The following is a 26582-nucleotide window of genomic DNA, read 5'->3' on the forward strand; positions in this document are numbered from 1 at the left end:
ATCACCATGCCAGGAGCGAGTTGACATCGGGCAGATGCGGAAGATCCATGATCCGCGCCCACCCGTCGCGCGCACGATCCGGATCCGTGATCGCGTCGGCGAACTTCGTGAAATGCGCGTCCCGGGACAGTGCGCGTGGTGGGTGGCCGGTGGGGTTCTCGACCAGGGATTCGAGAATCCGGCCATCCACTTCGACACGCACGCGGGCCGGTGAGCACGTCGGCCACCGTTGTTCCAACTGGGGATCCACGTGAACCTCGACCCGTTGCGCGAGCGCCGCGATATCCGCGCGGAAACGGAATGCCGCCGGGCCGCTCGCCCCGGTGGCCAGCGCTGTCGCGACCGCGTACGACAGAGAGAACCGGCAGGAGAGATCGTTCGGCGCCGCCGGAACGTCGACCTTACGTGCCGCCGCCACGGTGTCGACCCGTACCTTCGTGATCGCTTCCGTCGCGAGCGGCGCCGCGGCGGCGACGATATCGAGTGCGGCGTCGATCGCGGTATGGGTCAGCGCGCACGCACTGTGCACCTTGAAGTACCCGGAGCCGACCGCCAAGGCGTCGTATCTCAATGTATCGACCAGAGCCGCTTCGTCGAATCCCGTGCCGAGAAGTTCACCGAGCACGACACCGAAGGAAGCGAAGGAACCGGTGAAGCCCGCGCGCGCCAGTTCGGTCGACCGCACACCGATCGCGGCCGCGTGCCCCATATAGGTATTGCGCGCGGTCGCGCCGTCGTAGCAGGCCTGCCAGGTAGCGGCCAGCGGTAGCGTCGCGGCGATCGCGGTAGCCGTTCGGATATCGGTGCCGCGCAGCATCGAAACAGCCAGTGCCGCGCCGAGCGCACCCACATGGCCGTGCGGATGGGCGTGGGGGCGGAGCCGGACCGCACGGAACATCCGGGCACTGAGTTCGTAGCCGGCGACCACGGCCCGCAGGAGATCTGCACCGGAGGCGTGTGTGTCCTCCGCGGCCGCGATCGCCGCCGGGACGATCTGCATACCCGGGTGACCGGTCGGACGCATTCCCTCGTCGGGTTCGAGGAAGCTCCCGGCGGTCGCGTTCAGGAATGCGGCGTGGTGGGCCGATGCGCGCCCGCCGCCCCACACGGTGGAGCGATGGAACGGATTCCGCTCCTCCGGCGCGGTGACGAGACCGCAGGCTGTATCCGCTCTGCGGAGCGCCGCCATCGGCGGAGTCCGGTACCCCGCCATGGCGACAGCGAGACAATCGGCGATGATCCGCAGCGCTTTGTCGATCGAATCGGGCGGAACCCGATTCAGGTCGAGCGCGCCCACCGTGTCACAGGCGCGTCCGAGCGCGTCCGCCGCGGTCATCGCTCGATCTCCGTGCCTCGAGTTTCCCCGAGGGACGCTACGGCCGCAGCGCTCAATGCGGTCACCACGATCAGGTAGATACCCACGGCTACCATGCCGAACGCCTGGTAGAGCGCGGTGGCGACAAAGGGAGCGATGGCGGCGCCGAGGAGGGAACCGACCTGATTGGTCGCGGTCATACCGGAATAGCGCACCGCCGTGGGGAACAGTTCGGCGAAGTAGACACCGATCGGTGCGTAACTCATACCGACCAGCACCGAGAATATGGACAGACCCGTCGCGAACAGGATCGGGTCTCCCGTCTGTACCAGCAGGAGCATCGGCACACTCGTCACCAGCGCGCCGATCAGGCCGATGAGCAGCGCCGGCCGTCGGCCCCGGATGTCCGCGATCCACGCCGACACCATGATTCCGACGCAGTAGAAGCATGCTGCCACCAGGATCGCCGTCAATGCTGCGGTATTGCCGATTCCGAGGTCGCCGGTCGCGTGCGAGAGCAGATACACGAACGCTACATAGAACGTCGTGCTCACGGCGATATACGCGAGCGAACCCAGAAGCGTTTTGCGGGTGTGCCGGCGGAATACCTCGAGGATGGGCAGTTTGCCGTGCGCGGCCTCCTCCGAGTTCGCCCGGGCGGCCGCGAATACCGGCGACTCACGGACCTTCAAGCGCATGACCAGACCCACCGCGATCAGAGCCAGACTTCCGATGAACGGGATCCGCCAACCCCAGGCGAGGTAGGCCTCGTCCGGAATCGTGGTGGTGATGAGCAGCAGCACGGCCGTGGACAGGATGAGGCCGGCGGTCACGCCCTGCTGCGGCCAGCTGGAGAGCCGCGCCCGCGAATTCGGTGGCGCGAACTCGGTCGCCATGAGTACCGCACCGCCCCATTCGCCACCGACTGCGGCTCCTTGGACGAAACGCAGTAGCACCAGTGCGATCGGCGCCAGTGCTCCGATGGTCTCGTAGGTAGGAAGAAGACCCACCAGACAGGTGCTCACACCCATCAGCAGTAGCGACGCGACCAGCGTCGCCTTGCGGCCGACGCGGTCGCCGAAATGCGCGAATACTATGCCGCCGATCGGCCGGGCGACGAAAGCCACGGCAAGAGTGGCGAACGAGGCCAGCGCTCCCCCGGCGGGCCCGAGCCCTGGGAAGAACTTCTGCGGGAACACGAGCGTGGCGGCGCTGGCGTAGAGGTAGAAGTCGAACCACTCGATGGTGGTGCCGATGAATGCGGCCCGTGCCACTTTGGACGCTTCCCGCATCGTGGGGGGCGTCGCCGCCTTCGGCAGCGTATCCGTGCCTTGAGGCGGATCTTCGTGGATCATGTGGTGCCCTCCTTCGAGTGGGACTCTGGCATGAGGACTGGCGCTATGGCGCGTCGGCCCTGGCCACACCGGGCAGGTGGACGGCCGAGCGGATCGACCGGCTGATCTCGCAGCCGGGTGGCGTACCTCACAAACGCACAGAGTATTCACATGTATACAAGCTGTCAACAGATGTATTTATTTAGTACACATCGGTATACATTGAAGCGGCGAGGTCGTGATCCGGTGCGCTCCACCCGCCCGGGTGGATAGGGCGGCCGGTGCGGTTCGCCGGAGGTATCGATGCGGAAGGGACTGCGAAAAGATGAATGAGAAACGCGTGATCGTAGTGGGCGCCGGAAACGCCGCGCTCTGTGCGGCACTATCGGCCCGTGAGCAGGGCGCGGAGGTGTTGGTCCTCGAACGCGCGGGCCGGCCGCTGCGCGGCGGGAATACCGCCTTCACCGCCGGGGCGATGCGGGTGGCATACGACGGTGTCGACGATCTGCGCCGGCTGATGCCCGACCTGACCGACGAGGAGATTTCCGTCACCGACTTCGGCTCGTATTCCACCGGAGATTTCCTCGACGACCTGGCCCGGGTGAGCGAATACCGGACCGATCCGGAGCTGTCCGGCGTCCTGGTGGAGAACAGCTACCCGACCCTGCTCTGGATGCGTGAGAAGGGTGTGCGGTTCCTCCCGATCTACGGACGCCAGGCGTTCAAGATCGACGGGCGCTTCAAGTTCTGGGGTGGACTGACCGTCGAGGTCAACGGTGGCGGTCCGGGTCTGGTCGACTTCCTGGTCAAGAGTGCCGAACGTGACGGTATCGGGATCGAGTACGACTCCCACGTCACCGAGTTGCTGACCGACGAGACGGGCGTTACCGGTGTCGTCGTCAAACATCACGGGCAGATTCGGGAGGAACGGGCCGACGCCGTCGTACTCGCCTCCGGCGGATTCCAGGCCAATGCGGAATGGCGAACCCGCTACCTGGGCCGGTCATGGGATCTGGCGAAGGTGCGCGGCACGATGTACAACACCGGCGACGGGCACCGAATGGCCCTGGACATCGGCGCGAGTCCGACCGGTAACTGGTCGGGCTGTCATGCCGTCGGCTGGGAGCGTAACGCGCCCGAATTCGGCGATCTGGCTGTGGGGGACAACTTCCAGAAGCACAGTTACCCCTTCGGCATCATGGTCAACGCGGACGGCCGCCGGTTCCTGGACGAGGGTGCCGACTTCCGCAACTACACCTATGCCAAGTACGGGCGGCGGATTCTCGACCAGCCGGGCCAGATGGCATGGCAGATCTTCGATCGGAAGGTGACTCATCTGCTACGCGACGAGTACCGCATCCGCCAGGTCACCAAGGTGACCGCACCGACGCTGGAAGCCCTCGCGACCAAACTCGAAGGCGTGGACCCGAAGGGTTTCCTCGACGAAGTCCGGACCTACAACGCGGCGGTCGATACGGACACGGCGTTCGATCCCAACATCAAGGACGGCCGCGGCACCCGCGGCCTCACCGTCGACAAGACGAACTGGGCCAACACCCTGGATGCGGGCCCGTTCGAGGCGTACCAGGTGACATGCGGTATCACATTCACCTTCGGCGGGTTGCGGATCAATACCGACGCGCAGGTCATCGACAACAACCAGGTGCCGATTCCGGGCTTGTTCGCGGCCGGCGAGATCGTCGGCGGGATCTTCTACTTCAACTACCCGGGTGGCTCGGGACTCACCAATGGCTCGGTGTTCGGCCGGATCGCCGGGCGGCAGGCTGCTGTGTCGACCCGATAGCGACTGCTCGTCACCCGTGCCCGGGTCGATCGCACCGCGATCGAGCCGACCCGGCGACCGCATTCCGGCGTGGCCCCGTGGCCGTCCGGTACGGGGTGCGAGCCGGTCCCCGCTCTGTGAGGGTGAGCGGGGGTCGGTGCCGCGGCAGCCGGCGGATCGCGCCGATGTACGGAAATGCCGCGGGCCCTCGGCCGGTCGGCCGGGGTGCCGGCCGCTCGAGCACCTGTCGGAGTACGACAGCCGGGCTCGCCTGTGCGTGCCGATGGAAACGGATGGCGCCCGTGGGGCGGGAGCGCCGCGTAGTCGATCGCTTATCCCCGCCGGGGAGTCATATGAGAATCAGCGCGGGCCGAGGAACAGGGTCTGGGTGCTGCGGCCCAGCGGGCCCTTCTCATCGAACAGTTCGGATTCGGCCAGGCCGATACCGTGCGGCTGCGGATGGGTGACCGCATCGAGGCAGACCCATTCGCCGGCCGGTTGACGGTGCAGGGTGACGGTCAGATCGGTGTTGATGAACAGGTAGCGCTCCCAGTCGAGGACCGCGCTGACGCCGTTGCCGGAATCGGCCGCGGCGAGGGTCCGCTCCAGTGGGCTGGGCGTGGTACCGGCGACGATCGGATACTTCAACCTGATCCAGCACACCGCGGGGCCGGGTTCGCGGAAGGAGCCGGTGACGTAGCGGTACTCGATACCGGTGTGGAATCCCAGAGGCTGGGTGGATGGGAACAATTCCGGCTCGGGCGTCTGGTCGGGGCCCGGCCGCGCCCCGGTCGGTACGAGGTGTTCGGGAATCTCGAGCTCGGGGTCGGCGAGTTTGAAACGCCAGGCGGTGGCCCGCATCACCGGACCGCGATCGGTGGCCAGGGTCGCTTCGACCATCTCCACGCTGCGGCCCGGGCGCACCAGGCGGGCCTGCGCGGTGAGCGGGGCCAGCGGGACGGGGCCGAGGATCTCGACGGCGACGCGGCCCACCTGGAAGCCCGGCCGGGGTTCGCACCGTTCGATCACATGACCGAGCAGCGCGGAGGGTGGTCCGGCGTGCTGGGCGTCGGGCGACCACGGACCGCGCGTGAGTTCGGTGGAGAGAAACCGCTGCGGGTCCGCCGGATCGGGCAGGTAGAAGGCCTCGTTCACATCGTTGTCCGTTCGTTCGGTCGACGGTCGCGCCGTCTGTTCGATCTCTGTCCCGACCGTACCGCCGGGGTGGGCGAACCCCGCACGATGGTTGCTCGGGATCCGGACGAGCGCATGCTTGCATACAAGCTTGTATCTATCGGCTAGAGTAGTTGGGTGCGGACCTCGTCGTACCCGGCCGAAACGCCCGGGCAGAGTGCAGCGGATCGGGCCTACCGACTCACCAAGGAACTCGTCCTGTCCGGTGAACTGCCGGGCGGGCATCTTTTCAGCGAAACCGAGATCGCCGGCCGGCTGGGCTTGAGCCGGACTCCGGTCCGGGAGGCGTTCGTGCGGCTGCAGGCCGAGGAACTGCTGACCCTGGTGCCCAAACGCGGCGCCATCGTCGCACCGGTCCCGCCGGGCGAGGCCGAGGATGTGCTGGACGCCCGGGAAGCTGTCGAGACCGCGGCGGTCCGGCGCCTGCTCCGCACGCCCGAGCAGGTTCCCGCCGCTGTGGACCGGCTGCGCGCCGCCCTCGAGGTGCAGCGCGGATACGCCGAAGCCGGTGATATCGATGCCTTCGCCGAAGCGGACGAACTCTTCCACCGCGCCCTGGTCGCGGCGGGCGGCAACGCCCTGCTGATCCGCTTCTACACCGGGCTGGCCGACCGGCAGCGCCGGATGAATGTGGCCGCGCTCGGTCCGGTGCCCGATCTCGTCCCCGTCGTGCTGCGGCAGCACGACGAACTGGTCGCCATCATCGAATCCGGTGACGAGGCGGCCTTCGCCACCGCCCTACGCGCGCATCTGGACGGGACCCATCGGCGGTGAGGCGGGGTTCGTGGCATGCGGCGGTGGCGGCGATCTTCGTCTGCGCCTGGGGCGGTAACCAGTTCACGCCCTTGCTGGTGATGTACCGGGACCAGGGTTATTCCGCGCTGCTGGTGAACGCGCTGCTCGGCGCCTACGTGCTCGGGCTGGTGCCGGGCCTGCTGCTCAGCGGCGGTCTCTCCGCGCGGTTCGGGCGGCGCCCGGTGGTGGTCGCGGGAGTCGTGGCCTCCCTGGTGGCGAGTCCGCTTCTGGCGGCCGGGGTGTTCGGCGTCGGCTGGATCGCGATCGGCCGGTTGATCACCGGTTTCGGGGTGGCCGTGGCCATGGCGGTGGGCACCACCTGGACCACCGAACTCGCCGTCCGGGCCGGGCACGGTCCGGCGGCCGGTGCCCGGCGGGCCGCGCTGTGGCTGACGCTGGGTTTCGGCGTCGGCGCGGGCGTCGCGGGAGTGCTCGCCCAGTGGGGCCCGGCACCGATGGTGCTGCCCTATGTCGTGCACGCGCTGCTCGCCGCCGCGGTACTGCCCGCGGTGGTGCGGGCGCCGGAGACACTGCCGGCCGGGACGAGTACGCCCGGGCGGTTCTCCGGTGTGCGGCATCCGCGATTCCGGCGAGTGGTCGTGCCGATGGCGCCGTGGATCTTCGGCTCCGCCGGCGTGGCCTACGCGGTGATGCCGCAGCTCGTCGGCGACCGGGTCGGGCAATGGGGGCTGTTGTACTCGACCACCATCACCGTCGCCACCCTCACGGTCGGCGTCCTGGTCCAGCCGCTCGCCAAACGGCTGGACCGCACCACCAGTGCGCGGGCGGTGGCGGTGGCCATGTCGGTCATGTCGGGCGGACTGATGGTGAGCGCGCTGGCCGCGATCGTCCGCTCGCCGGTCCTGGCCCTGGTCGCCGCGCTCGCCCTGGGGTGCGCGTACGGGATCGCGCTGGTCTCCGGCCTGCTCGAGGTACAGCGGCTGGCCGCGCCGGAGGAACTGGCTGCGCTCACCGGCGCCTACTACGCCCTGGCCTACCTGGGCTTTCTGCTGCCGTCCCTGCTGAGCCTGCTCAGCCCGGCGGCCGACTACCCGGTGCTGCTCGGTGGGCTGGTGCTGGTGGCGCTGTCGGGAACCGCGGTGACCGTCCGGCACTCCCGAGCGCATCTGCCCATTGCGGCGGCCGTCGAGCACGAGCTGGTAACCGCCCGCTGAGCAGGTGCGCTCGGTCCGGTAGCCACAGGATCGGAATCCGGGTCCGCACGGTGCTGTACAGCGCGAACGAGGTGCGGGGCATGGTGGTCGGCCCGGCTCGAACGGCCACCACGACACCGAACAGTGGCGCAACGCTGAATCACGGTGCGCCACTGTGGCGCGGTGCCACAGCGTGGCGCGGTGCGACGGCGCGGATCAGGAGTACGGGGTGGGGATATCGCGGACCGAGAAGCGGTGGTCGGCCTGCCGGAGCAGTTCGCCGGGGTCGTCGGTGGGTGGGTAGATCCACCACTCGTTCACCTTGCGTTTGCGTACCTTGGCGGCCTCGCCCGTCGCGGCCACCTGCCTCTCCCAGCCGTTGGTGAAAACCGCTCCGGCGGATCCGAGGTCCAGGCAGGTGACGTAGGGCGCCGGTGTGAAGGGGACGGCCGGCAGCCCGAACAGCTCCGCGGCGGCATTGTGGCCCGCGAACTTCCCGAGTTGCAGTGCATGCTGGCAACACTGCAGTACCGGGTGTCCCGGCTCGGCCTGTGCCGCCGCGGTATCACCGGCCGCGTACACGCCGGGTACTCCGAGCACCCGGAGCTGCTCGTCCACCGGCAACCGGCCCAGCCCGTCGCGGTCGGCGGGGATATCGGCGGTGAGCCGGCTCGCCCGCACCCCGGCAGTCCAGACCACCGTGCGGGCCGCGATGCGTGTGCCGTCGGACAGGGTGACCCCGTCCGGTTGTACCGCGCCCGGGCTCACACCCAGGCGTTGTTCCACGCCGAGGGTCGTGAGGGCTTGGTGGATCTGCGGCCGGGGCCCGGGTCCGAGCTCGGGCCCGACCGTATCGGCCCGCTCCACCAGAACGACCCGGACCTGTTCGTTCCCGGCGACCGCGCGGAGCCGGTCGACAAGTTCGGTCGCTATCTCGAGCCCGGTGAAGCCCGCCCCGACGACCACGGCGGTGAAGCGACCCGCGCCGGACGGCATTTCCGGGAGCCGGCGCAGATGCGCGTCCAGCGCGGCGGCGGCCGGAAGGGTGTCCACATTGTGGAGCAGTTCGGCACCCGGCAGATCGGGCCGGACGAGCCGGCTGCCGGTCGCGAGAATCAGCCGTTCCCACGGGACCTCATCCGTTTCGCCGTCTCGTCCGACGACGGTCACGGTTCGGTCGGCGGTATGCACCGCGGTCGCGGTGCCCGCGATCCGGCGCACTCCGACCGGTCCGAGGATCCGGTCCAGCGAGACCCGCATGCGATCGGGATCGGCCTGGTAGAGGCGTGGCCGGATCACGAGATCGTCGCCGGGGTCGATCAGGGTGACCGGTAGGTCGCGTCCCGCCGCGCGGGCGAGCCGGACCGCGGCCGCGGCGCTCCACACTCCGGCGAAACCACCGCCCAATACCACGATTCCGGACATGGCATCCTCCTCGGATCGGTAATCGGGATATCAAGTATCTCTATTCAGAAGATGTGGCAGGTCCGATGCCGGGGCGGGACCGGACCTGCCGCGTGATCAGGGGTTCGCGAATCCGCGCCGAGTGCGCTCCGCCGAGGATGCCGGGGCCGCGGCGGCGAGGTCGGCGACGGTCTGGGCGGCGAGTTCCCGCCGCCACGCCAGTTCCGCGCGGCGCATGGCCAGCGAGATTCCGCACGGGCGGGCGAACTCCGCACCCGGGCCGCGCCCGCTGCCGCCGCGCTGCCGGATCTCGGTGCAGCGGAATGGGTCCACTCCGCCCTCGACGGCGGTGACCACATCGAGCAGGGTGATCCGTTCCGGGGGCAGGGCCAGGCCGAAGCCGCCGCGCACGCCCGGGGTGGAGGTGAGGATCCCGGCGCGGACCAGCGCCTGCAGCCGTTTCTTCAGATACTCCACCGGCAGGTCGAACCAGGCGGCCAGCCGGGCGATCGGCACCGGCCACCGGTCGTCCAGCCACGCCAGAGTGACGCAGCAGTGCAGGCTCCACTCCACGCCCTCACCCATCTTCATAATGAGGATGCTAACTATCCCCTTTTGCCGGCCGCAAGCATTCGGCCCGAACACGAGCGGAAGTCGGAGCGCGACGACGGATTCGGTGGCCTGCCGGGTCCGGCACCCTCTCCCTCGGGGGCCGGTGACGCGCCATGCCGCGCCAGGAACTTCCGGATGCTGCCCGAACAGATCGGGCACTGCCGATTCGAACCGCGTTCACCGTGCCCCTGGGCTCGGAAGCCCGGTCTCCCCGCCCGGCACCGTCAATTCCGTCATCAGTCGGGTGAAGGCCGGGTTCTCGTTACCGTGGCGCCATACCAGATCCAGCTCCACCTGGGTCCGCACTCCCTCCAGCGGGCGGTAGACCACCTGGTCGAACCGCATACCGGTGGCCGATTCGGGCACCAGCGCCACGCCCCAGCCCAGGTTCACCAGCGCCAGAATGCTGTGGATCTGGGTCATGTACTGCGTGATCACCGGGATCACGGCCGCCGCGTGCAGCACCGTGGTGATCAGATCGTGGAAATACCGCGCTTCGACCGGTGCGTGCATGACCATATCCGCGCCGTGCAGCGCGGTCACCGGGAGCGGTCCCGTGTCGGTCGCCAGCGCGTGGTCCGCGGGCAGCGCCGCGATCAGCCCCTCGCGGACGAAAGTGCGGGTGGACAGGTCCGGCCGGGTGATCGGCGGGCGCACCATGCCCAGATCGAGCGCTCCCTCCGAGAGCGCCTCCACCTGGTCCATGGTCACCATTTCACGCAGCTCCACATCGACATCGGGTAGTGCCGTCCGGGCCGCGGCGAGTACGCGCGGCAACCCGGAGTGCACGCTCGCTCCGGTGAATCCCAGTCGCAGGACGCCCCCGGTGCCGGCCGAGACCCGGCGTACCGCGAGGGTGGCCCGCTCGGCCTGCTGGAGCAGCCGCCGGGCGTCGAGCAGGAAGGCGCGACCGGCGCGGGTGAGTTTCACGGTGCGGTTGGATCGGTCGAACAGCTCCGCGCCCACCTCCTTCTCGAGGAGCTGGATCTGCCGGCTCAGTGGCGGCTGCGTCATCCGCAGGCGTTCCGCCGCCCGGCCGAAGTGCAACTCCTCGGCCACGGCGACGAAATGGGTGAGCTGGACAAAAGTGAACATCCGATACCGACCTTGTATTGATAGATATGTAATCAGTGTTGGACGTGAATCATAGGGCTTCCTAGGGTGAGGGCAGCAGGTCACCCTCGAACAGGAGCGCACCCCATGACCACAGCCCCTCCCCAGGAAATCGCCCGGAAGCTGGGCTCCGGCCTTCTGTCCTTCCCGGTCACGCACCTGCGCGCCGACGGGTCGTTCGACGAGGCCGCCTACCGGGACAACATCTCCTGGCTCGGCCAGTACGGCGCGTCCGGCTTGTTCGCCGCGGGCGGCACCGGTGAATTCTTCTCCCTCACTCCGGCCGAGGTCGAACAGGTGGTCATCGCCGCCGTGCGGGAGGCGCCGGACGGACTGCCGGTCATCGCCCCCGCCGGTTACGGCACCGCCACCGCGGTCGAGATGGCGCGCGCCGCGGAGCGCGCCGGCGCCGGCGGCGTCCTGCTGCTGCCGCCCTACCTCACCGAGGCGAGCCAGGAGGGCCTGGTCGACCATGTGCGGCAGGTCTGCGCGGCCACCGACCTCGGCGTCGTCATCTACTCGCGCGCCAACGCCGCCTACTCCGAAGCCGCCGTCGCCGAACTCGCCGAGCGCTGCCCCAACCTGATCGGGTTCAAGGACGGCATCGGCAATATCGAACAGATGACCCGGATCTACGCCGGGGTCGGCGACCGCCTCATCTACATCGGCGGCCTGCCCACCGCGGAGATGTTCGCCCTGCCGTACCTGGCGCTGGGTGTGACCACCTATTCCTCGGCGATCTACAACTTCGTCCCGGAATTCGCGCTCGACTTCTATCGCGCCCTGCGCCGCGGCGACGACGCCTTCGTGCTGAACGCGCTGAACGAATTCGTGATTCCGTACTGCGACCTGCGCAATCGCGAACCCGGCTACGCGGTGAGCATTGTCAAGGCGGGTATGAAGGTCATCGGCCGCCCGGCGGGTCCGGTGCGCAGCCCGCTGACCGATCTCGACGAGACCGAACTCGCCGAACTCGCCGACCTCGTGAAGAAGGTGAGCTGATGACCGGCACCGAAACCGAACGCCTCACCGGCGCGAATCTGCTCGGCGGCGCCGAAATCCCCGGCACCACCGGGGCCTTCCGCGCGGTGAACCCGGCGACCGGCGCCCCGCTCGAACCGGAGTTCGGCGAAGCCGACGCGGCCACCGTCGCGCGGGCCGCGACCGCGGCCTGGGCGGCGTTCGCCGAATATCGCGCCACCGACCTCACCCGGCGCGCCGTGTTCCTGGACGGTATCGCCGCCGAGATCGAGAACCTGGGGGAGGCCTTGGCGCAGCGGGCGATCGCCGAATCGGGTCTGCCCGAGGCGCGTATCCGCGGCGAGATCGGTCGCACCACCGGGCAGTTGCGGCTGTTCGCCGAGGTGGTGCGGGAGGGCAGCTGGACCGGTGCCCGGCTCGACCGGCCCGATCCGTCGCGCACGCCGCTGCCGAAACCCGATCTGCGCCAGCGGCGTATCCCGGTGGGTCCGGTGGCGGTATTCGCCGCAAGCAACTTCCCCCTGGCCTTTTCCGTCGCGGGCGGTGACACCGCCTCCGCGCTGGCGGCGGGCGCACCCGTCGTCGTCAAGGCGCATCCGTCGCATCCCGGCACCTCCGAACTGGTGGCGCGCGCGGTGCTCGCGGCGGTCCGGGAGCACGGTCTGCCCGAAGGAACCTTCGCGCTGGTGCACGGTGGCGTGGAAACCGGGCTCGCGCTGGTCCGTGACCCGCATATCCGGGCGGTGGGTTTCACCGGGTCCCGGCAGGGCGGCCTGGCACTGGCCGCGGCCGCCGCGACCCGGCCGGTACCGATCCCGGTGTACGCCGAGATGTCCAGCGTCAACCCGGTCTTCGTGCTGCCGGACGCGCTGGCCGAACGCGGCGCGAGGCTGGGCGCGGAATTCGTCGCCTCGCTGACCACCGGCGTCGGGCAGCTGTGCACCAGCCCGGGTCTGGTCTTCCTGGCCGAGGGGCCCGGCGCCGACGAATTCGTGGCGGCGGCGACCGAGGCGATCGGTGCGACCTCCGGCGCGCCCATGCTGAACAAGGGGATCGCGTCGGCCTTCACCTCCGGTGTCGAGCGGCTGTCCGGCACCGAGGGAGTACGGCTGGCCGCCACCGGGGCCGCGGGCGCCACGAGTTGTTCAGGCGATCCGCATCTGTTCGTCACCACCGCCGCGCGTTTCCGGGCCGACCGCGCACTCCAGGACGAGGTGTTCGGGCCCAGTTCGATTATCGTGCGCGCCGCCGATACCGCCGAATTGCTGGCGCTGGCCGGTGACCTGGAGGGGCAACTCACGGCCACCGTGCACGCCACCGCCGCCGACCGGGAGCTCGCCGGGCCGCTGCTGGGAGAACTGGAGCTGATCGCGGGCCGGGTGCTCTTCGACGGCTGGCCCACCGGTGTCGAGGTCGGGCACGCGGTGGTGCACGGCGGGCCCTTCCCGGCGACCACGGCCCCGGCCACCACCTCGGTGGGCACCCTCGCCATCGAACGTTTCCTGCGTCCGGTGAGCTACCAGAACGTCCCGGAGGAACTGCTCGCCGACGAGATCCGCGCGGAGAACCCGCTCGGCATCTGGCGCCGGGTGGACGGGACGGTCACGCGGGACTGATCCGGCCGGTTGTCATGTGGGGGCCGGCCCTCGTCACCGGATACGGGGCCGGGCCCGTCGGCGAGCTGTCCCGGGGTGGCAGGCCGGCGCGGCGGGGAACACCTGTGCCGGTGCCCGCCGTGCCTCGCCGGTGAGGAGTCACCGAGAATCCGAGGTACACGACGGTCGCGCCGGTGCCGGCGACAGCACTTCATACCCGCATCGGCGGAGTCGGTTCGAACGTCACAGGCAAGCGCGCCAGGGACCGATGGTATGGCCCGGTCCGCCACTGCAAATCCGCGACGGGCACCGCCAATTCCATCTCGGGTAGCGCATCGAGCAGTTGATCTATCGCCGCGCGAGCGATGGTCGAGGACAGATCCTTCGCCGGGCAGACGTGCGGGCCGGCACCCCAGGCGAGATGTGACCGGTTGGCCGTGAAATCTCCGGACTGCACTGCTGGATCGTTATTGCACGCCGACATGCTGATCAGTACGGGCTGATGCGCGGGAAGCCATACACCATCGATGAGGATCGGCTGCCGCGGATAACTGAAGCAGAAGTTCGCCAGCGGCGGATCGGTGAACAGCAACTCTTCCAGCGCATCGCCGGTTGAGAGGCTACCGCTGACCATACCTCCGCCGAACCGATCGTCGGTCAGCATGAGGCGCAACGTATTCAGGATGAGATTGACCGTCGGTTCGATGCCCGCCCCGTATATGACGACCAGTTGGTGAATCACCTCCTCCTCGGTCAGTTTCGCGCTGTGCGCGATCATGCGGGTGGTGATGTCGTCGCCGGGATCGGCGATTCTGCGCATGGTCTGCTCGTACAGTGCCGATTCCAGTGTCACGTTGCCCGCTTCGGCATCGGCGGAGGTGTCGAATACGGCGGCCATTCCCCGCGCCACGCGCGCCCCGATATCGGGCGAGCAGCCGACCAGGGTGTTGAGCACTTCGAAGACCAGGGGGTGTACGAACTGCGCGAGCAGATCGGCATGTCCGGCGCCGCAGAAGCTGTTGATCAGCGGCACCGCGATCTTCTCGACCAGTGCCTGTGCGGCGTGCAGGTCGATTCCGTCGAGAGCGAAAGTGTTCGCCGAGCGCAGCCGGGCGTGGGCGGCTCCGGTGCTGCGCAGTGCGTTCGGCCGCCACTGCAACATCGGCCGAACGGGACAGTCCAGCGGCACATTCGCCTGCCAGGCCCGAGGGTCGGCCGGAAAGTGCTCGGGGTCGTGCAGAATCCGCTTCGCGGTCGCGTAGGTGACCACCAGGGTGGCCGGGACGCCCGGTGCGATCTCCACAGGGGCCAGCGATCCGTAGCGGGCTCTCAGCTCTTGGTAGGCGAGCTGGGGGTTCGTAGCGAATTCTTTGGTGTACAGAGCTACTCGTGGCTCATCATCGATCACTGAACCAGGCGTTATAGGGGGGCCGTCATAAGACAGCGGCGATTCCAGCGGCGGAGGAAGAGACACAGGGCAACTCCAGACAGTTCGACATAGGCAAACGGAGTAGGACGAAGCGGCTGCCGGTCTCGTGACCGACCGGCGCGGGGGACACATCGAGGAAGACGTGTCTCATTGTTCTCTGGTGCTAGGACACAGGCTCGGGGCGCCGACCGCGGGGGATCACCGCGCGGCAGGTTTGTTACTCGACTTCGACCCGCGCTGCCGACTGCCGGCGCGGCATCGTATCCGAGTTTCCCGCTGATGGGTCCCTCGACCGAAGCGATTGAGACCCGACGGCAAGGTTTCGCGATGCTCTTACATTCTCGTCGAGGGACGGTGAACGTCCGGCAAGTGATGCCAGTTGATCGGTTACCATCGGAGCCCTTTGCTTCCAACAACTTTCGGTGCGCGCACGCTACCGTCCGGCAACAGTCCGCGGTTTCCCACGCTCGGCAAGGCCGCGGAACCTGTTCTCGTTCGGTCTGTCCGAGGTGGGGACCGATCTCATCGAACTTTCTGCCGGGTTCACCCCCGAGCGGGTGCGCGGTCCGCAGGAGGATCCCCAACGTGACCACGAGCCTGGCCTACACCGGCCATGCTTCGCATACGGCCCAGCGGACGGATTCACCGATGTGGCGTTCGTCCGGCTGCCACCGGCCGACGCCGACCGGTACGAATGGGTGGTGGCGGCGCGACGATATCCGGCCGCTGGTACGCGGTTATGTGCAGGCGTGCCGGTCCGCTCTCGCCGGGACGGCCGGATCCCGCGGACCCACCCCGGAAATAAAGTAGAACGTGTTATAGTTTTTGCGGTTTGCGAGCCCCGTGGGCGGTTCCCGGGCCGCGGCGCCATGTGGCGGTGCCCGCGGCCCCGGGACCCGCGCCGGAGCACCGGTCGATCTTCGCCGGTCCGCTCGGACGGGCCGGCCCGAAAGGCAGACGAATGAACACTGAACCGCACGTCGACGACACCGCCCAGCTGCACCGTGAGCCGCTGGCGGTGGACCTGCTGGGCAAAGCTCTCGAGCGTTATGCCGACCGCACCGCGGTCCATATCGACGACGCCACCCTGACCTACCGCGACGTGCGCGATCAGATCAGCCGGTTCGCCCAGGCGCTGGCCTCGGCCGGTCTCGGCGTGGGCTCCCCGGTGGCGGTGCTCTCGGCCAACCGGCCGGAGGTGATCTTCGCGCAGGGCGCGAACAATGTGAACGGGTCGCGGGCCATGGCGCTACACCCCATGGGCTCGCTCGACGATCACGCCTACGTCCTCGAGGACGCCGGCGTGGAAACCTTGATCTACGACCCGAGCGGTTTCGACGAACGTGCCGCGCAGTTGCGGGACAAGGTGCCCGGGCTGCGGAACCTGTTCTCGTTCGGTCCGTCCGAGGTGGGGACCGATCTCATCGAACTGGCTGCCGGGTTCACCCCCGAGCAGGTCCGCGGTCCGCAGGTGGATCCCAGCGCGACCATGAGCCTGGCCTACACCGGCGGCACCACCGGTAAGCCCAAGGGTGTGGAGATGAGCTTCCGCGGCAGCACCACCATGCTGCGCATCCAGATGACCGAATGGGAATGGCCCGACGAGGTCCGGTTCCTGGTGTGTACCCCGCTGAGCCACGCGGGCGCCGCCTTCTGGGGCCCCACCGCTCAGCAGGGTGGTTCCATCGTGGTGCTGCCCTACTTCCACCCGGCCAAGGTGCTCGAGGCGATCGAGAAGTACAAGATCACCGCGACCATGCTGGTGCCCACCATGCTCTATGCCCTGCTGGACAGCCCCGACCTCGACAAATACGATCTGTCCAGCCTGCAGACGGTGTTCTACGGCGCCTCCGCGATCTCCCCGACCCGGCTGGCCGAGGCGATCGAGAAGTTCGGTCCCATCTTCTTCCAGTTCTACGGCCAGGCCGAGAGCCCGATGACCATCTCGGTGCTGCGCCGCGGCGACCACGACCTGAACAAACCGGAGCGGCTGGCCAGTTGCGGCCGTCCGGTGCCATGGCTGTCGGTGGCGCTGCTCGACGAGAAGGGCAACGAAGTACCTCGGGGCGAACCGGGCGAGGTGTGTGTCCGCGGCCCACTGGTGATGAACGGGTACCTGAACAAACCCGAGCAGACCGCGGAGGCCACCGAATTCGGCTGGTTGCACACCGGCGATATCGCCCGACAGGACGAAGAGGGATTCCTCTATATCGTCGACCGGAAGAAGGACATGATCGTGTCCGGCGGGTTCAATGTGTACCCGCGTGAGGTCGAGGATGTGCTGTCGGCCCATCCGGCGGTGAGCGCCGCGGCCGTGATCGGGGTGCCGGACGAGAAGTGGGGTGAGGCGGTCAAGGCGGTCGTCGTGCTGCGCGACGGGCAGTCGGTACCTGTGGAGGAACTGCAGGCGCTGGTGAAGGACCGTAAGGGTGCGGTCTACACCCCGAAGACCGTCGATTTCGCCGAGAGCATCCCGGTCAGCCCGCTCGGTAAACCGGACAAGAAAGCGTTGCGGGCGCAGTACTGGGGCGAGGGCCGGCAGGTCAACTGAGGCGGCCGGGTAACTACCGCTCGTATACTTCTCGTCGATGGCGCGCGGAGATCACCAGGATTACCAGCTTCCCTTCGTCGACCTCGTAGACAAGGCGGTAGTTGCCCACCCGTAAGCGGAACCCGGGGCGTCCGGTCAATGCCTTGACGTCGACATCATCTCGTCGGTAGGGGTCGTCACCCAGCGACGTCAGTGCGACCAGCAGGCGCAACGCGTCTTCCCGGGGAATGGATCGCAACGCTCTTCCGCAGCGGCGGTCCAGCGGAATTCGTATTTCATGCCACGGCTTCGTCGCCTGCGGCGAGGACCTCATCCATCATCTGCCCCAGAGTGATCCGTTCGGGCTCGCCCGCTTCGGCAAGAGCCTCGTCCGCCATATGTTCCAGTTGCTCGTCTTCCCACTCTTCGAGCTTGGCGAGCATGAACAGAGGGACGACAGCGGCCGCCGGCTTACCGCCACGGGTGATCACGGTGACGTGTCCGTCTTTATCAGCGGCATTGACCACGGCCGGGAGTTGGGCGCGCGCTTCACGAATGCTCAACCGATCGTCCATGAAAATAGTGTTGTACCACCCAGGCGGGGCGGATAGGCCGCAGGTGCCGAGGTCGAGGCCACTCTCGGTCATACGAGGGACAACGAAGACCTCAACGATCCGGGGGACCTGTGAGTATCGCGGTGACGGTATCGATCAGTTCGGTGAGCAGTTCGTCGGGGGAGAGCCGGGTTCCGCTGAGTGCCAGCATGCCGCGTAGACCGTCCGGGTCGCCGAGCGTCTGGAAGGTCAGGTTCATGGCCTGGGTGAGGCGGAAACGGATGGTCCGGGACGCGACGCCGGGGGCGGTCTGCGCCAGCAGGGCGTTGAACCGCAGGGCCTGGGGGGCGAATCCCTCGGTGAGTTCGGTGAGCGCGGGGTGATTACCGCTCATGATGCCGGCTACCAGGCGGATCCACGGAGTACCGCCCGCGGCGGCGAGTTCGCCGACCGGGCGGACGAAAGCGTCGGCCAGCGCGCGGACCTCGGGTGCGCCTGCCGCCTCGACGGCGTCCAGCAGTTCCGCGCGGCGGGTGTGCAGTTGTTCGCTGCGGCGGCTGATCAGGGCGTCGACCAGGGCATCCTTGGAGCCGAAGTGATAGTGCACGGACGCGACGTTCGCGCCGGCCTCGGCCATTACCGAACGCAGTGAGACCGCGTCGATCCCGCGTTCGGCGAAGAGTCGTTCGGCGGCCAGGATCAGGCGCTGTTCGGTGGGTAGACCGGCTTCGGGGTGCCCGGGGCCGGGTTCCGGGCGGGCCTCGCCGCGGGCCGTGGCCGGACCCCGGCGCGGGGATGCGGCGGGCGAGGACAGCTCCCGCCCGGCCCGCACCCGGCTTCTCGTCATGACCGAAACTCTAGGAGACCGTGCCCGGCGCACCGTACAGGGTCACGACACAGGCTCCGCCGAGGCCGAGATTGTGGGCGAGCCCGAGCCGCGCGTCCGCTACCTGACGTGCGCCGGCCGCACCGCGCACCTGGGTGACCAGTTCCGTGCACTGCGCCAGCCCGGTGGCGCCGAGTGGATGCCCCTTGGAGATGAGCCCACCCGACGGGTTGACCACCCAGCGGCCGCCGTAGGTGGTCGCGCCCGACTCGACCAGCGCGCCGGATTCGCCTTCGCCGCACAAACCCAGCGCCTCGTAGGCGAGCAGTTCGTTGATGGAGAAGCAGTCGTGCAGTTCTAGAACATCGATATCGTCGATACCCACCCCGGCGGTCTCCAGTACCTTCCGGCCGGCGATACGCGCCATGGGCGCACCCACCACGTCGATCATCGATCCCGACTCGAACGAGGCGCCGGTATCGGTCACCAGTTCCTGGGCGAGGATCGGTACCGCCCGATCGAGACCGTGTTCGCGCACGTAGCGTTCGCTCACCAGCACCGCCGCGCCGGCGCCGTCGGACATGGGGGAGCACTGCGAGCGGGTCAGCGGATCGGAGACCAGTTTGTCGCCGAGCACCTGGTCGAGGGTGTAGGCGTCCTGGAATTGGGCCTTGGGGTTGCGGGTGGAGTGTTCGTGGTTCTTCACCGCGACCCGGGCCAGTTGTTCGCGGGTGGTCCCGTACCGCTCCATGTGCTCGACCGCGGCCGCGCCGAAGAATTGGGCGGTCATCGGCGCGTTCCCGAAACCGGCGGCCGCCTTCAGCGCGTCCATGTGCCGGTCCACCGTGGTGACCTTCGGGATGGTGCCGTCGCCCGACATCGCCTGTTTGGTCATCTGCTCGAACCCGACCGCCAGCACGATCTCGGCCAGCCCGGCCTGCACCCATTCCCGGGCGAGTACGAGCGCGGTGGAGCCGGTGGCGCAGTTGTTGTTGACGTTCACCATCGGAATACCGGTCAGACCGATGTCGTAGAGCGCCCGCTGCCCCGCGGTGGAGGGCTGGAAGACGTATCCGACGGCGGCGCGCTGCACCTGGTCGTAACCCACTCCGGCGTCGGTGAGCGCCTGGCCCACCGCCTCGGCGACCATTTCCGGATACGTCCAGTCCCGGGACTGGATCTTCTCGAACTTGGTCATCCCGACACCGGCGACGTATACCCGCTCGGTCATGTTCTCTCCTCGGAAACTGTGGCATGCGGTCCGCGACGGCCGCAGCGAAGGCGGAGGTATCGCATCACGATCTCTCCTCGGTAGCCGATACATGCGACCCGTGGAGACCGAAGCGTCGGCGGAGGTAACGCATCAGTGCTCTCTCCTCGTCTCGTGCGGTCTCGCGGTTCGCGGAAGTGTTGTCGCCCGGGCCGGACCGATACGGTGGGGTCCGGGTCGATCGCGCCGGAACCTCCGGTCAGGAATTCGGTGGTTCGGCGCCGACCACCCAGAGCGCGTGGAACTGCGCTGCCCCGCCCATGGCGTGGCCGATGGCGCGGCGCGCGTCCGGTACCTGGTGCTCGCCGGCGGTACCCCGGACCTGCATGGCCGCCTCGGCGAACCGCAGCAGACCCGTCGCGCCCGTGGGATTTCCGGACAGCACTCCGCCGGACGGATTGATCGGCAGTTCCCCGCCGAACGCGGTGCGGCCGGAATCCACCACCTTCCAGCCCTGGTCGACCGCGGCCAGGCCCACGTTCTCCAGCCAGATCGGCTCGAACCAGCTGTAGGGGATGTAGAGCTCGGCGGTATCGATCTCGCGCGCCGGATCGGTGATCCCGGCCTGCCGGTACGCCTCGGCGGCGCACTGTCGGCCGGCCTCGGGGTTCACTTCGTCGCGCCCGGCGAAGTGGCCGGTTTCGGTGCGCCACGACATGCCGTGGATCCAGGCGGGGGGACGGCGGGTGTGGTGGGCGTCGGCTTCTCCGGTGATCACCACCGCGCACGAACCGTCCGAGGAGGGGCACGATTCCAGGAAACGGATCGGGTCCCAGAGCATCCGGGATTCGCGCACCTGCTCGACGGTGATATCCGGTAGCTGGATATGGGCGTACGGGTTGCGGGTGGCATTGAGTCGGTGGTTGACCGCGATCTGCCAGCCGATGTGCTCGGGGGCTGCCGACCGGCGGATGTACTCCCGGATCACCGGCGCGAAATGCGCCCCGGCGCCCGCGCCGAGTTGGGCGCTGAAGGGCAGCCCGCGCGACAGCGCCCAGGTGAAATCGCCCTCGGATTCCTTGGAATACGCGACCACCAGCACCCGCCGGGCCAGACCCGCCTGCACCAGATGGGCACCGTAGATGGCGGCATGCCCGCCGACGCTGCCGCCGGTGAACACCCGGGTCACCGGCAGCCCGCGGGCTCCCATCGCGTCGGCGAGGTAGAGCTCCGGATTCATCACCCCGTCGAACAGGTCCGGCGTTTTCGACAGCACGACGGCGTCGATATCACCGAATTCCAGTTCGGCGTCGGCCATTGCCTCGTCGACGGCTTCGCGCACCATCGCGCCGATGGTGACCTTGCGCTTCTTGGCCTGTTTGCTCTGTCCGATTCCGACGACCGCGAGTTTCACCGGCCTCCCTCCATAAGGCAGATCATGTTCTGCTGGAGCGCGGGCCCGTTGGTGGCATGTGCCAGCGTGCGGTTCGCGCGACCGGTCAGGATGTGCTGTGCCGCGGCGCCGATCCGGATGAGCCCGGTGGCGGTGGTGGGCCGGGCGACCAGCGGCCCGCCCCCGGGATTGACTGTGGCCCCGGACAGTTCGAGTGTCTGCGCCAGCAGCGGTTCCTGATAGCTGTACTCGGTGTGCAGTTCGGCGATCTGGACCTCGCGGGCCGCGAAACCGGCCTGCTCGGCGGCCTTCGCCGCGGCCACCGTCACCGTGTCGACGCGGGTCAGATCGCGGGTTCCCGGATAGTGGCTGTCCATCCGGTGATCGGCGCCGCGCACCCAGGCCGGGCGCTGTGCCAGCCGCCGCGCGGTGTCACCGGCCGCCAGCACCAGGACCGCCGCGGCATCGCCGATCGGACCCCGGTCGTGCTCGCGCAGCGGCGACGCCAGATACGGCGCGGCCAGCAGTTCGTCCACCGTGAACTCCCCGGACACCTGCGCGCCCGGATTGCCCACCGCGCCCGCCCGCGCGCGGACCACCACTTCGGCCAGTTGTTTCTCGTCCAGCACCCCGGCGGCGATCAGCGCCTGCGCCTGCAGCGCGGCCAGCGCATCCTGATGCGGCCGCAGCGGGGCCAGGAAGTAGGGGTCGAGCTGGGTGGCGGTCACCTGGTCGAGATCGTGGGCCAGCGATCCGCGCCCGACACCGTAGACCACCGCGATCTCGCCCTCGCCGAGCTGCAGCCACGACCACGCCTCGTAGGCGGCCCAGGCGGCATCCATCTCGACATGGGATTCCGAGATCGGCGGCCAGGCGCCCACCGCGTCGAGCGATTCGATATACGCGAAGGTCCGGCCCTCGTGGAAATCGTGGCTGCCCGACGCCCAGAAATCGACCTCCGTGCGGTCGATGCCGGCCGAGTCGAGCGCCTCGCGCATTACAGGCAGCAGGATCTCGGCCATATCGTCGTGCCGGTCGGCGGATGTTCCCGGCGATTGCGCGAATGCGACCACCGCGATATCACGCATCGGAACCTCCTGCGACCGGTCGGTAGTAGCGGATGCTGTTCATGGATGTGTCGAGGTCCTCCTCGGCGCACCACACCGGTTCCACGCGCATTCCGATGTGCACATCGGCGAGTTCGACGTCCCGGATCAGATGCATGAGCGTGGTGTCCGCACCGTCGACCTGTATATAGGCCACCAGGTACGGCGGATCGATCACCTGGCCGGGGAACGGGAAGTTCACCACGCAGAACGTTTTCACCACGCCGGCGCCGTCCAATTCGAACGGTGCCGAGAGTTCGGCCAGGCAGCGCGAGCAGAATTCGGGGAAGGGCAGGTATACGCGTTCGCAGGACGGGCAGCGGCGGGCCAGTAGCCGGCGTTCCTTCAGCCCGCGTAGGAAGGCCGAACGCCCGGTTCCGGCGACGAAGGTGTAGTCCACCTGGTGCGGGCTGGTGAACGATTCCACCGGCGTGGGCAGGGTGCTCATCGCGACTCCACGGGTTCGAAGCAGACGATATCGCGGATACTGCCCACCCGGTCGGTGCGCCAGCGGGGTGCCACCCGCAGGCCGGCGACGAGGCGGGACGGGTCGCCGCCGGTATCGACGGCGTGGAACAGCCCGCCCTCGGTGCCGTCGATGGTGATCAGGGCCCAGGCGAAATGGTCGGCCTCGATCTCGTCGCCGGGCCGGGTGGGTACCCAGGTCCAGTTCGTGACGGTGCCGACGGGGGCCAGGTGGACCAGCTCACCAGTGGGGGCCGCGGTGACGGGGTCGAACTCCAGAGCCGGGCAGAGTACCGCGCCGGATGCGGTGCGCACCCCGTACAGCTCGCCGTCGCGCAGACCGCCGAGAAACGTGCCGATCTTCTCGCCGACCGTCCGGTTGTACGGGAATTCGATGCTGTAGGGCGCGGTGAGACTCGCGTCCGGGGACTCGGCTGTCATCGGTCTCCTGCCGATCGGGGGCGCGGTCCGGCACTGGACCGCGTGTCGATGGTGTCCCGCGCGACGGCCCTGTGTCAATCACTTGATTGAATCGGTTGATAGCGGCATCGTGGGTAGTCCGGACTCGTTCGGGCGATCCCCGGTGCGTCACCCGCGTGCATGACGTAAGCTCCGAATTCAAGTAGAACCTGTTCCAATTCCTCCGGTGAGGAGAGATCACCATGGCCATCGTTGAACAGCTGGAGCCGACCGCCGACGGACGCCGGCGGCTCGAGCTGCGCAGCCCCGCTACCCGCGAACGCGTCGGCGAGATCGAGGTGAGCACGGCCGACGATGTGGCCGCGGCCCTGGCCACGGCGCGCGCCGCGCAGCCCGGCTGGGCCGCCCGGCCGGTCGCGGAACGTGCCGCGATCATCCGCAACGCGGTCTCGGTGCTACTGGCCCGGCGCGACGAGATCGTCGAAACGGTGATGCAGGAGACCGGTAAACCTCGGGTCGAGGCGCTGGCCGTGGAAATGGTGCCCGCCTGCGACTTCCTGAACTACTGGAGCGGCCGCGCCACCAAGGATCTGGCCGACGAGAAGCGCCGCCTGCACGGCTACATGCTGCCGTTGAAGAAACTCGTCATCAACTATCGGCCGCTCGGCGTGGTCGGCGTGATCACGCCCTGGAACGGTCCGTTCATCCTCTCGCTGAACCCGATCGCCCAGGCTCTGCTGGCCGGCAACTCGGTGGTGCTCAAACCATCCGAGGTCACCCCGCACTCGGGGGAGTGGGCGGTCAAGGTGCTGCATGAGGCCGGTGTGCCCGAGGATGTGCTGCAGGTCGTACACGGTGACGGGGAGACCGGCGCGGCCCTGGTGAACGGCGATATCGACAAGATCTCGTTCACCGGCAGCGTCGGCACCGGCAAGAAGATCGCCGCGGCCTGCGCGGGCCGGCTGATCCCGGTCACCCTCGAACTCGGCGGCAAGGACGCGATGATCGTCTGCGCCGACGCCGACCTGGACCGCGCCTCGCTCGGCGCGGTGTACCTGTCGATGTTCAACACCGGTCAGGTCTGCGTCGGGGTCGAGCGAATCTACGTGGTGGACAGCATCGCCGATCGATTCATCGAGGAGGTGCGTAAACGCGCCGCCGAGGTGACCTACGGCGCCGTGGGCAAGGATGTCGGCCCGCTGTTCTGGGACCGGCAGCTCGAGATCGTGGAGAAGCACGTCGAGGACGCCAAGGCCAAGGGCGCCACCGTCCTGCTCGGCGGGGAATCCGATACCGCCGAGGGGGTGTTCTTCAAGCCGACGGTGGTCGTGGACGTCACCCACGATATGGACATCATGCAGGAGGAGACCTTCGGCCCGATCGTCGCGATCATGCGCGTCCGGGATGAGGAAGAGGCCGTGAGAATGGCCAACGACTGCCAGTACGGCCTGAGCGGCAGTGTGTTCACCAAGGACAAGGCCAAGGTTGTGCGGCTGGCCAAACAGCTCGAGACCGGGTCGGTGGTGCAGAACGACGCGTCGGTGATCTACGGCGTCGCCGAGGCGCCCTTCGGCGGCCGCAAGGACAGTGGCCTCGGTCTGGTCAACGGTCGGGACGCGCTGCGCGGCTTCGCGCACCCGCAGCCGGTGCTGCTGGACCGGTGGGGCCTGAAGAAGGAGAACATCTGGTACCCCTACAGCGAGGCCACCGCCGCCACGCTGGAGAAGACCATCGGCACCCTGTTCGGCAACAAACTGCTGCGCCGCCTGGTGCGCTGACCGGTGGCCCGGCCGCCGGTGTGATCAGGCGGCCGGGTGATCGGCGGGTGCGTCCGCGTCGGCCGTGGCGGTCTTCCCGCGGCCGGAGCGATAGCGTTTGACGACCTCCCAGGCGATCGGGAGCACCGAGACTGCCACGATGAGCAGGAAGATCAGGTCCACATTGTCGCGCACGATCGCGATCTGGCCGAGCAGGTAGCCGAGCATGGTGACCCCCGCACCCCACAGCACGCCGCCGACCACGTTGTAGGTGAGGAACACCGAGTACTTCATCCTGGCGGCCCCGGCGACCAGTGGTGCGTAGGTGCGCACGATCGGGACGAACCGGGCCAACACAATGGTGATCGGCCCGTGCTTCTCGAAGAACGCGTGCGATTCGTCGATATAGGACTTCTTGAGGATCTTCGCGTCGTCGCTCTTGAACAGCGCGGTCCCGCCCTTGGTGCCGATCAGGTAGCCCACCTGGTCGCCGGCGATCGCCGCGATCGGGATCAGCACGAGGAGTAGCCAGATCGGCGCGAAGGGTTCGATCTCCGCCGATTTGGAGGCCGCGATGAGACCTGCGGTGAACAGCAGCGAATCACCGGGCAGTAGCGGGAACAGTAGGCCCGACTCGATGAACACCACGACGAGTAGTCCGAGTAGTACCCAGGTGCCGAACGAGTTGAGTAGATTCACCGGGTCCAGAAAACCCGGCATCAGGGCAAGTTCGGTGGTGGCCGCTACGACGGCTGAGTAACTCACCCCGCCGAAGATACCGCAGTTCGGCATGTCGGCTTAATCCGGATTGCCCGATTGGTGAGGTTTTAGCGAAATGGTAGCCCTCAGCGGGCCCGGGCCTGCCGCAGTGCTTCCACTATCCCCGCGACCCGATCCGCCGGAACGCCCCAGGGGTGTTCCACCCCCACCCGCCGGTCCAGATCCCACAGTACGCATTCCTCGCCGGGCCGGGCGACCAGCGACCACGCCACCACGGTCCGGCCCAACCGGCTCGCCATATCCACCGGCTCCCCGGCCGGGCCCGCGCCGTCCGGGTAGTGATGCAGGAACCGTCCGTAGGCGCGATCGCAGAAATCCGCGTACCGCTCGGTGCACAGGATCAGGCCGTGCCACGCCTCGTCCACCGCATGCGACGGCATCCCGATCACCTGACGGTCGGCCAGTGCCGGTCCGCAGCAGCGCAGCCACTGGCGCAGGCCGGTATCGATGAGCGTCCGCGGTTGCCACGGGCAGGTCTTGAACACGGCGTCGGGAAGTTCCAGTTCGCCGACCGCGCGGGCCGCGGTGTCCGGATCGATGCCGCGGCGGCGCCGGGATACGGCACAGGTGAACATCGCGTCATTATCGCCCGGCATGGGCTCCGGCGGGTGGCCACCGCGATTCCGATCGGCCCGGCTCGTCGGGTCGGCGAAACAGCGGGTACGGCGGAATCGCCTCGTACCGATCGGTTCTCGTGCGACTTTTGATGTAACATGAAGTCTCATTTAATATTTCGCGCGAAGTGGCGTAAAGCCGTTGTGGGACCGTACAGAATATGTGTCTGCGATTGGGACTTTCCGGCACTTCATCCCAGGCGTGGGAATCGCCCGGT

At 68.2% G+C, this 26582-nt stretch carries 25 protein-coding genes; 8 read left to right on the plus strand and 17 right to left on the minus strand.

What is annotated here, in order from left to right; genetic code table 11:
* Position 1: 1 nt before the first annotated feature.
* Entirely contained in the window at positions 2-1336 is a 1335-nt protein-coding gene (locus ACQPYS_RS06885; protein ID WP_433492021.1) for an MmgE/PrpD family protein, read from the minus strand.
* On the minus strand, positions 1333-2670 hold the full coding sequence (locus tag ACQPYS_RS06890; protein ID WP_431938680.1) for an MFS transporter: 1338 nt from the start codon (positions 2668-2670) through the stop codon (positions 1333-1335). Before ACQPYS_RS06890 ends, ACQPYS_RS06885 begins: the two co-directional genes overlap by 4 nt.
* A 304-nt stretch (positions 2671-2974) precedes the next feature.
* On the opposite strand from ACQPYS_RS06890, the gene tcuA reads away from it, so the two are divergent.
* The gene (gene tcuA / locus ACQPYS_RS06895) at positions 2975-4453 is read left to right on the plus strand and encodes an FAD-dependent tricarballylate dehydrogenase TcuA (RefSeq protein ID WP_431938679.1); all 1479 of its coding nucleotides are present in this window, start codon (positions 2975-2977) and stop codon (positions 4451-4453) included.
* 339 nt (positions 4454-4792) lie between these two features.
* Here tcuA and ACQPYS_RS06900 read toward each other — a convergent pair whose 3' ends face one another.
* Positions 4793-5587, minus strand: coding sequence for a thioesterase family protein (locus ACQPYS_RS06900; protein WP_433492022.1), 795 nt, complete (start codon positions 5585-5587; stop codon positions 4793-4795).
* Positions 5588-5743: 156 nt separating this feature from the next.
* Between ACQPYS_RS06900 and ACQPYS_RS06905 the strand changes: the two genes are divergently transcribed.
* A complete protein-coding gene (locus ACQPYS_RS06905) occupies positions 5744-6400 on the plus strand; it encodes a GntR family transcriptional regulator (protein ID WP_433492023.1) in 657 nt (218 codons plus the stop codon).
* On the plus strand, positions 6397-7596 hold the full coding sequence (locus ACQPYS_RS06910) for an MFS transporter (protein WP_433492024.1): 1200 nt from the start codon (positions 6397-6399) through the stop codon (positions 7594-7596). The genes ACQPYS_RS06905 and ACQPYS_RS06910 overlap by 4 nt, the downstream gene beginning before the upstream one ends.
* 195 nt (positions 7597-7791) lie before the next feature.
* On the opposite strand, the gene ACQPYS_RS06915 is transcribed toward ACQPYS_RS06910, so the two are convergent.
* The 3 genes from ACQPYS_RS06915 to ACQPYS_RS06925 all read right to left on the minus strand — a co-directional run bounded on the left by ACQPYS_RS06915 (position 7792) and on the right by ACQPYS_RS06925 (position 10686).
* Positions 7792-9000 (minus strand): NAD(P)/FAD-dependent oxidoreductase, encoded by a 1209-nt coding sequence (locus ACQPYS_RS06915; protein WP_433492025.1) that lies wholly within the window; start codon positions 8998-9000, stop codon positions 7792-7794.
* A 96-nt stretch (positions 9001-9096) separates the two neighbouring features.
* Positions 9097-9570: an RrF2 family transcriptional regulator gene (locus ACQPYS_RS06920; protein ID WP_433492026.1), complete on the minus strand. Its 474-nt coding sequence runs from the start codon at positions 9568-9570 to the stop codon at positions 9097-9099.
* 198 nt (positions 9571-9768) lie between these two features.
* Complete coding sequence (locus ACQPYS_RS06925) at positions 9769-10686, minus strand: LysR substrate-binding domain-containing protein (protein ID WP_433492027.1); 918 nt, start codon at positions 10684-10686, stop codon at positions 9769-9771.
* Between the two features lie 105 nt (positions 10687-10791).
* Here ACQPYS_RS06925 and kdgD point away from each other — a divergent pair, with 105 nt between their 5' ends.
* The gene (gene kdgD / locus ACQPYS_RS06930; RefSeq protein ID WP_063037724.1) at positions 10792-11706 is read left to right on the plus strand and encodes a 5-dehydro-4-deoxyglucarate dehydratase; all 915 of its coding nucleotides are present in this window, start codon (positions 10792-10794) and stop codon (positions 11704-11706) included.
* A complete protein-coding gene (locus tag ACQPYS_RS06935; RefSeq protein WP_433492028.1) occupies positions 11706-13301 on the plus strand; it encodes an aldehyde dehydrogenase (NADP(+)) in 1596 nt (531 codons plus the stop codon). Before kdgD ends, ACQPYS_RS06935 begins: the two co-directional genes overlap by 1 nt.
* Before the next feature lie 190 nt (positions 13302-13491).
* Here ACQPYS_RS06935 and ACQPYS_RS06940 read toward each other — a convergent pair whose 3' ends face one another.
* Complete coding sequence (locus ACQPYS_RS06940; protein ID WP_433492029.1) at positions 13492-14688, minus strand: cytochrome P450; 1197 nt, start codon at positions 14686-14688, stop codon at positions 13492-13494.
* Between the two features lie 606 nt (positions 14689-15294).
* On the opposite strand from ACQPYS_RS06940, the gene ACQPYS_RS06945 reads away from it, so the two are divergent.
* Both ACQPYS_RS06945 and ACQPYS_RS06950 read left to right on the plus strand, forming a co-directional pair.
* Positions 15295-15519, plus strand: a complete 225-nt coding sequence (locus ACQPYS_RS06945) for a hypothetical protein (RefSeq protein ID WP_433492030.1) — start codon at positions 15295-15297, stop codon at positions 15517-15519.
* A 151-nt stretch (positions 15520-15670) separates the two neighbouring features.
* Positions 15671-17260, plus strand: coding sequence for an AMP-binding protein (locus ACQPYS_RS06950; RefSeq protein WP_433492031.1), 1590 nt, complete (start codon positions 15671-15673; stop codon positions 17258-17260).
* Positions 17261-17273: 13 nt separating this feature from the next.
* Here the strand turns inward: ACQPYS_RS06950 and ACQPYS_RS06955 are convergent, their stop codons facing one another.
* The 8 genes from ACQPYS_RS06955 to ACQPYS_RS06990 form a co-directional block, all read right to left on the minus strand.
* Positions 17274-17498 (minus strand): type II toxin-antitoxin system RelE family toxin, encoded by a 225-nt coding sequence (locus tag ACQPYS_RS06955; RefSeq protein WP_433492032.1) that lies wholly within the window; start codon positions 17496-17498, stop codon positions 17274-17276.
* Between the two features lie 37 nt (positions 17499-17535).
* Positions 17536-17814: a type II toxin-antitoxin system Phd/YefM family antitoxin gene (locus ACQPYS_RS06960; RefSeq protein ID WP_433492033.1), complete on the minus strand. Its 279-nt coding sequence runs from the start codon at positions 17812-17814 to the stop codon at positions 17536-17538.
* 91 nt (positions 17815-17905) lie between these two features.
* A complete protein-coding gene (locus ACQPYS_RS06965) occupies positions 17906-18640 on the minus strand; it encodes a TetR/AcrR family transcriptional regulator (RefSeq protein WP_433492034.1) in 735 nt (244 codons plus the stop codon).
* Between the two features lie 10 nt (positions 18641-18650).
* A complete protein-coding gene (locus ACQPYS_RS06970) occupies positions 18651-19850 on the minus strand; it encodes a thiolase C-terminal domain-containing protein (protein WP_433492035.1) in 1200 nt (399 codons plus the stop codon).
* Positions 19851-20088: 238 nt separating this feature from the next.
* Positions 20089-21243 (minus strand): thiolase domain-containing protein, encoded by a 1155-nt coding sequence (locus ACQPYS_RS06975; protein ID WP_431938665.1) that lies wholly within the window; start codon positions 21241-21243, stop codon positions 20089-20091.
* Entirely contained in the window at positions 21240-22310 is a 1071-nt protein-coding gene (locus ACQPYS_RS06980; RefSeq protein WP_433492036.1) for a lipid-transfer protein, read from the minus strand. Before ACQPYS_RS06980 ends, ACQPYS_RS06975 begins: the two co-directional genes overlap by 4 nt.
* The gene (locus ACQPYS_RS06985; RefSeq protein ID WP_433492037.1) at positions 22303-22776 is read right to left on the minus strand and encodes a Zn-ribbon domain-containing OB-fold protein; all 474 of its coding nucleotides are present in this window, start codon (positions 22774-22776) and stop codon (positions 22303-22305) included. Before ACQPYS_RS06985 ends, ACQPYS_RS06980 begins: the two co-directional genes overlap by 8 nt.
* Complete coding sequence (locus tag ACQPYS_RS06990; RefSeq protein ID WP_433492038.1) at positions 22773-23234, minus strand: DNA-binding protein; 462 nt, start codon at positions 23232-23234, stop codon at positions 22773-22775. Before ACQPYS_RS06990 ends, ACQPYS_RS06985 begins: the two co-directional genes overlap by 4 nt.
* Before the next feature lie 221 nt (positions 23235-23455).
* On the opposite strand from ACQPYS_RS06990, the gene ACQPYS_RS06995 reads away from it, so the two are divergent.
* Positions 23456-24991 carry an aldehyde dehydrogenase family protein gene (locus ACQPYS_RS06995; RefSeq protein WP_433492039.1) on the plus strand — a complete coding sequence of 512 codons (1536 nt, stop codon included), beginning with the start codon at positions 23456-23458 and terminating at the stop codon, positions 24989-24991.
* 24 nt (positions 24992-25015) lie between these two features.
* Here the strand turns inward: ACQPYS_RS06995 and ACQPYS_RS07000 are convergent, their stop codons facing one another.
* The gene (locus ACQPYS_RS07000; RefSeq protein WP_433492040.1) at positions 25016-25762 is read right to left on the minus strand and encodes a VTT domain-containing protein; all 747 of its coding nucleotides are present in this window, start codon (positions 25760-25762) and stop codon (positions 25016-25018) included.
* 53 nt (positions 25763-25815) lie between these two features.
* On the minus strand, positions 25816-26325 hold the full coding sequence (locus tag ACQPYS_RS07005; RefSeq protein WP_433492041.1) for a hypothetical protein: 510 nt from the start codon (positions 26323-26325) through the stop codon (positions 25816-25818).
* Between the last annotated feature and the right edge of the window lie 257 nt (positions 26326-26582).

Source organism: Nocardia grenadensis, assembly GCF_050942415.1.
Taxonomy (GTDB): domain Bacteria; phylum Actinomycetota; class Actinomycetes; order Mycobacteriales; family Mycobacteriaceae; genus Nocardia; species Nocardia grenadensis.

Excerpts from the sequence above, each read along its gene's own strand:
- ACQPYS_RS06885 (WP_433492021.1), bottom strand. The coding sequence starts at position 1,336 with ATGACCGCGGCGGACGCGCTCGGACGCGCCTGTGACACGGTGGGCGCG.
- ACQPYS_RS06890 (WP_431938680.1), bottom strand. The coding sequence starts at position 2,670 with ATGATCCACGAAGATCCGCCTCAAGGCACGGATACGCTGCCGAAGGCG.
- tcuA (WP_431938679.1), top strand. The coding sequence starts at position 2,975 with ATGAATGAGAAACGCGTGATCGTAGTGGGCGCCGGAAACGCCGCGCTC.
- ACQPYS_RS06915 (WP_433492025.1), bottom strand. The coding sequence starts at position 9,000 with ATGTCCGGAATCGTGGTATTGGGCGGTGGTTTCGCCGGAGTGTGGAGC.
- ACQPYS_RS06920 (WP_433492026.1), bottom strand. The coding sequence starts at position 9,570 with ATGAAGATGGGTGAGGGCGTGGAGTGGAGCCTGCACTGCTGCGTCACT.
- ACQPYS_RS06925 (WP_433492027.1), bottom strand. The coding sequence starts at position 10,686 with ATGTTCACTTTTGTCCAGCTCACCCATTTCGTCGCCGTGGCCGAGGAG.
- kdgD (WP_063037724.1), top strand. The coding sequence starts at position 10,792 with ATGACCACAGCCCCTCCCCAGGAAATCGCCCGGAAGCTGGGCTCCGGC.
- ACQPYS_RS06935 (WP_433492028.1), top strand. The coding sequence starts at position 11,706 with ATGACCGGCACCGAAACCGAACGCCTCACCGGCGCGAATCTGCTCGGC.
- ACQPYS_RS06950 (WP_433492031.1), top strand. The coding sequence starts at position 15,671 with ATGAACACTGAACCGCACGTCGACGACACCGCCCAGCTGCACCGTGAG.
- ACQPYS_RS06960 (WP_433492033.1), bottom strand. The coding sequence starts at position 17,814 with ATGGACGATCGGTTGAGCATTCGTGAAGCGCGCGCCCAACTCCCGGCC.
- ACQPYS_RS06965 (WP_433492034.1), bottom strand. The coding sequence starts at position 18,640 with ATGACGAGAAGCCGGGTGCGGGCCGGGCGGGAGCTGTCCTCGCCCGCC.
- ACQPYS_RS06970 (WP_433492035.1), bottom strand. The coding sequence starts at position 19,850 with ATGACCGAGCGGGTATACGTCGCCGGTGTCGGGATGACCAAGTTCGAG.
- ACQPYS_RS06980 (WP_433492036.1), bottom strand. The coding sequence starts at position 22,310 with ATGCGTGATATCGCGGTGGTCGCATTCGCGCAATCGCCGGGAACATCC.
- ACQPYS_RS06985 (WP_433492037.1), bottom strand. The coding sequence starts at position 22,776 with ATGAGCACCCTGCCCACGCCGGTGGAATCGTTCACCAGCCCGCACCAG.
- ACQPYS_RS06990 (WP_433492038.1), bottom strand. The coding sequence starts at position 23,234 with ATGACAGCCGAGTCCCCGGACGCGAGTCTCACCGCGCCCTACAGCATC.
- ACQPYS_RS06995 (WP_433492039.1), top strand. The coding sequence starts at position 23,456 with ATGGCCATCGTTGAACAGCTGGAGCCGACCGCCGACGGACGCCGGCGG.
- ACQPYS_RS07000 (WP_433492040.1), bottom strand. The coding sequence starts at position 25,762 with ATGCCGAACTGCGGTATCTTCGGCGGGGTGAGTTACTCAGCCGTCGTA.
- ACQPYS_RS07005 (WP_433492041.1), bottom strand. The coding sequence starts at position 26,325 with ATGTTCACCTGTGCCGTATCCCGGCGCCGCCGCGGCATCGATCCGGAC.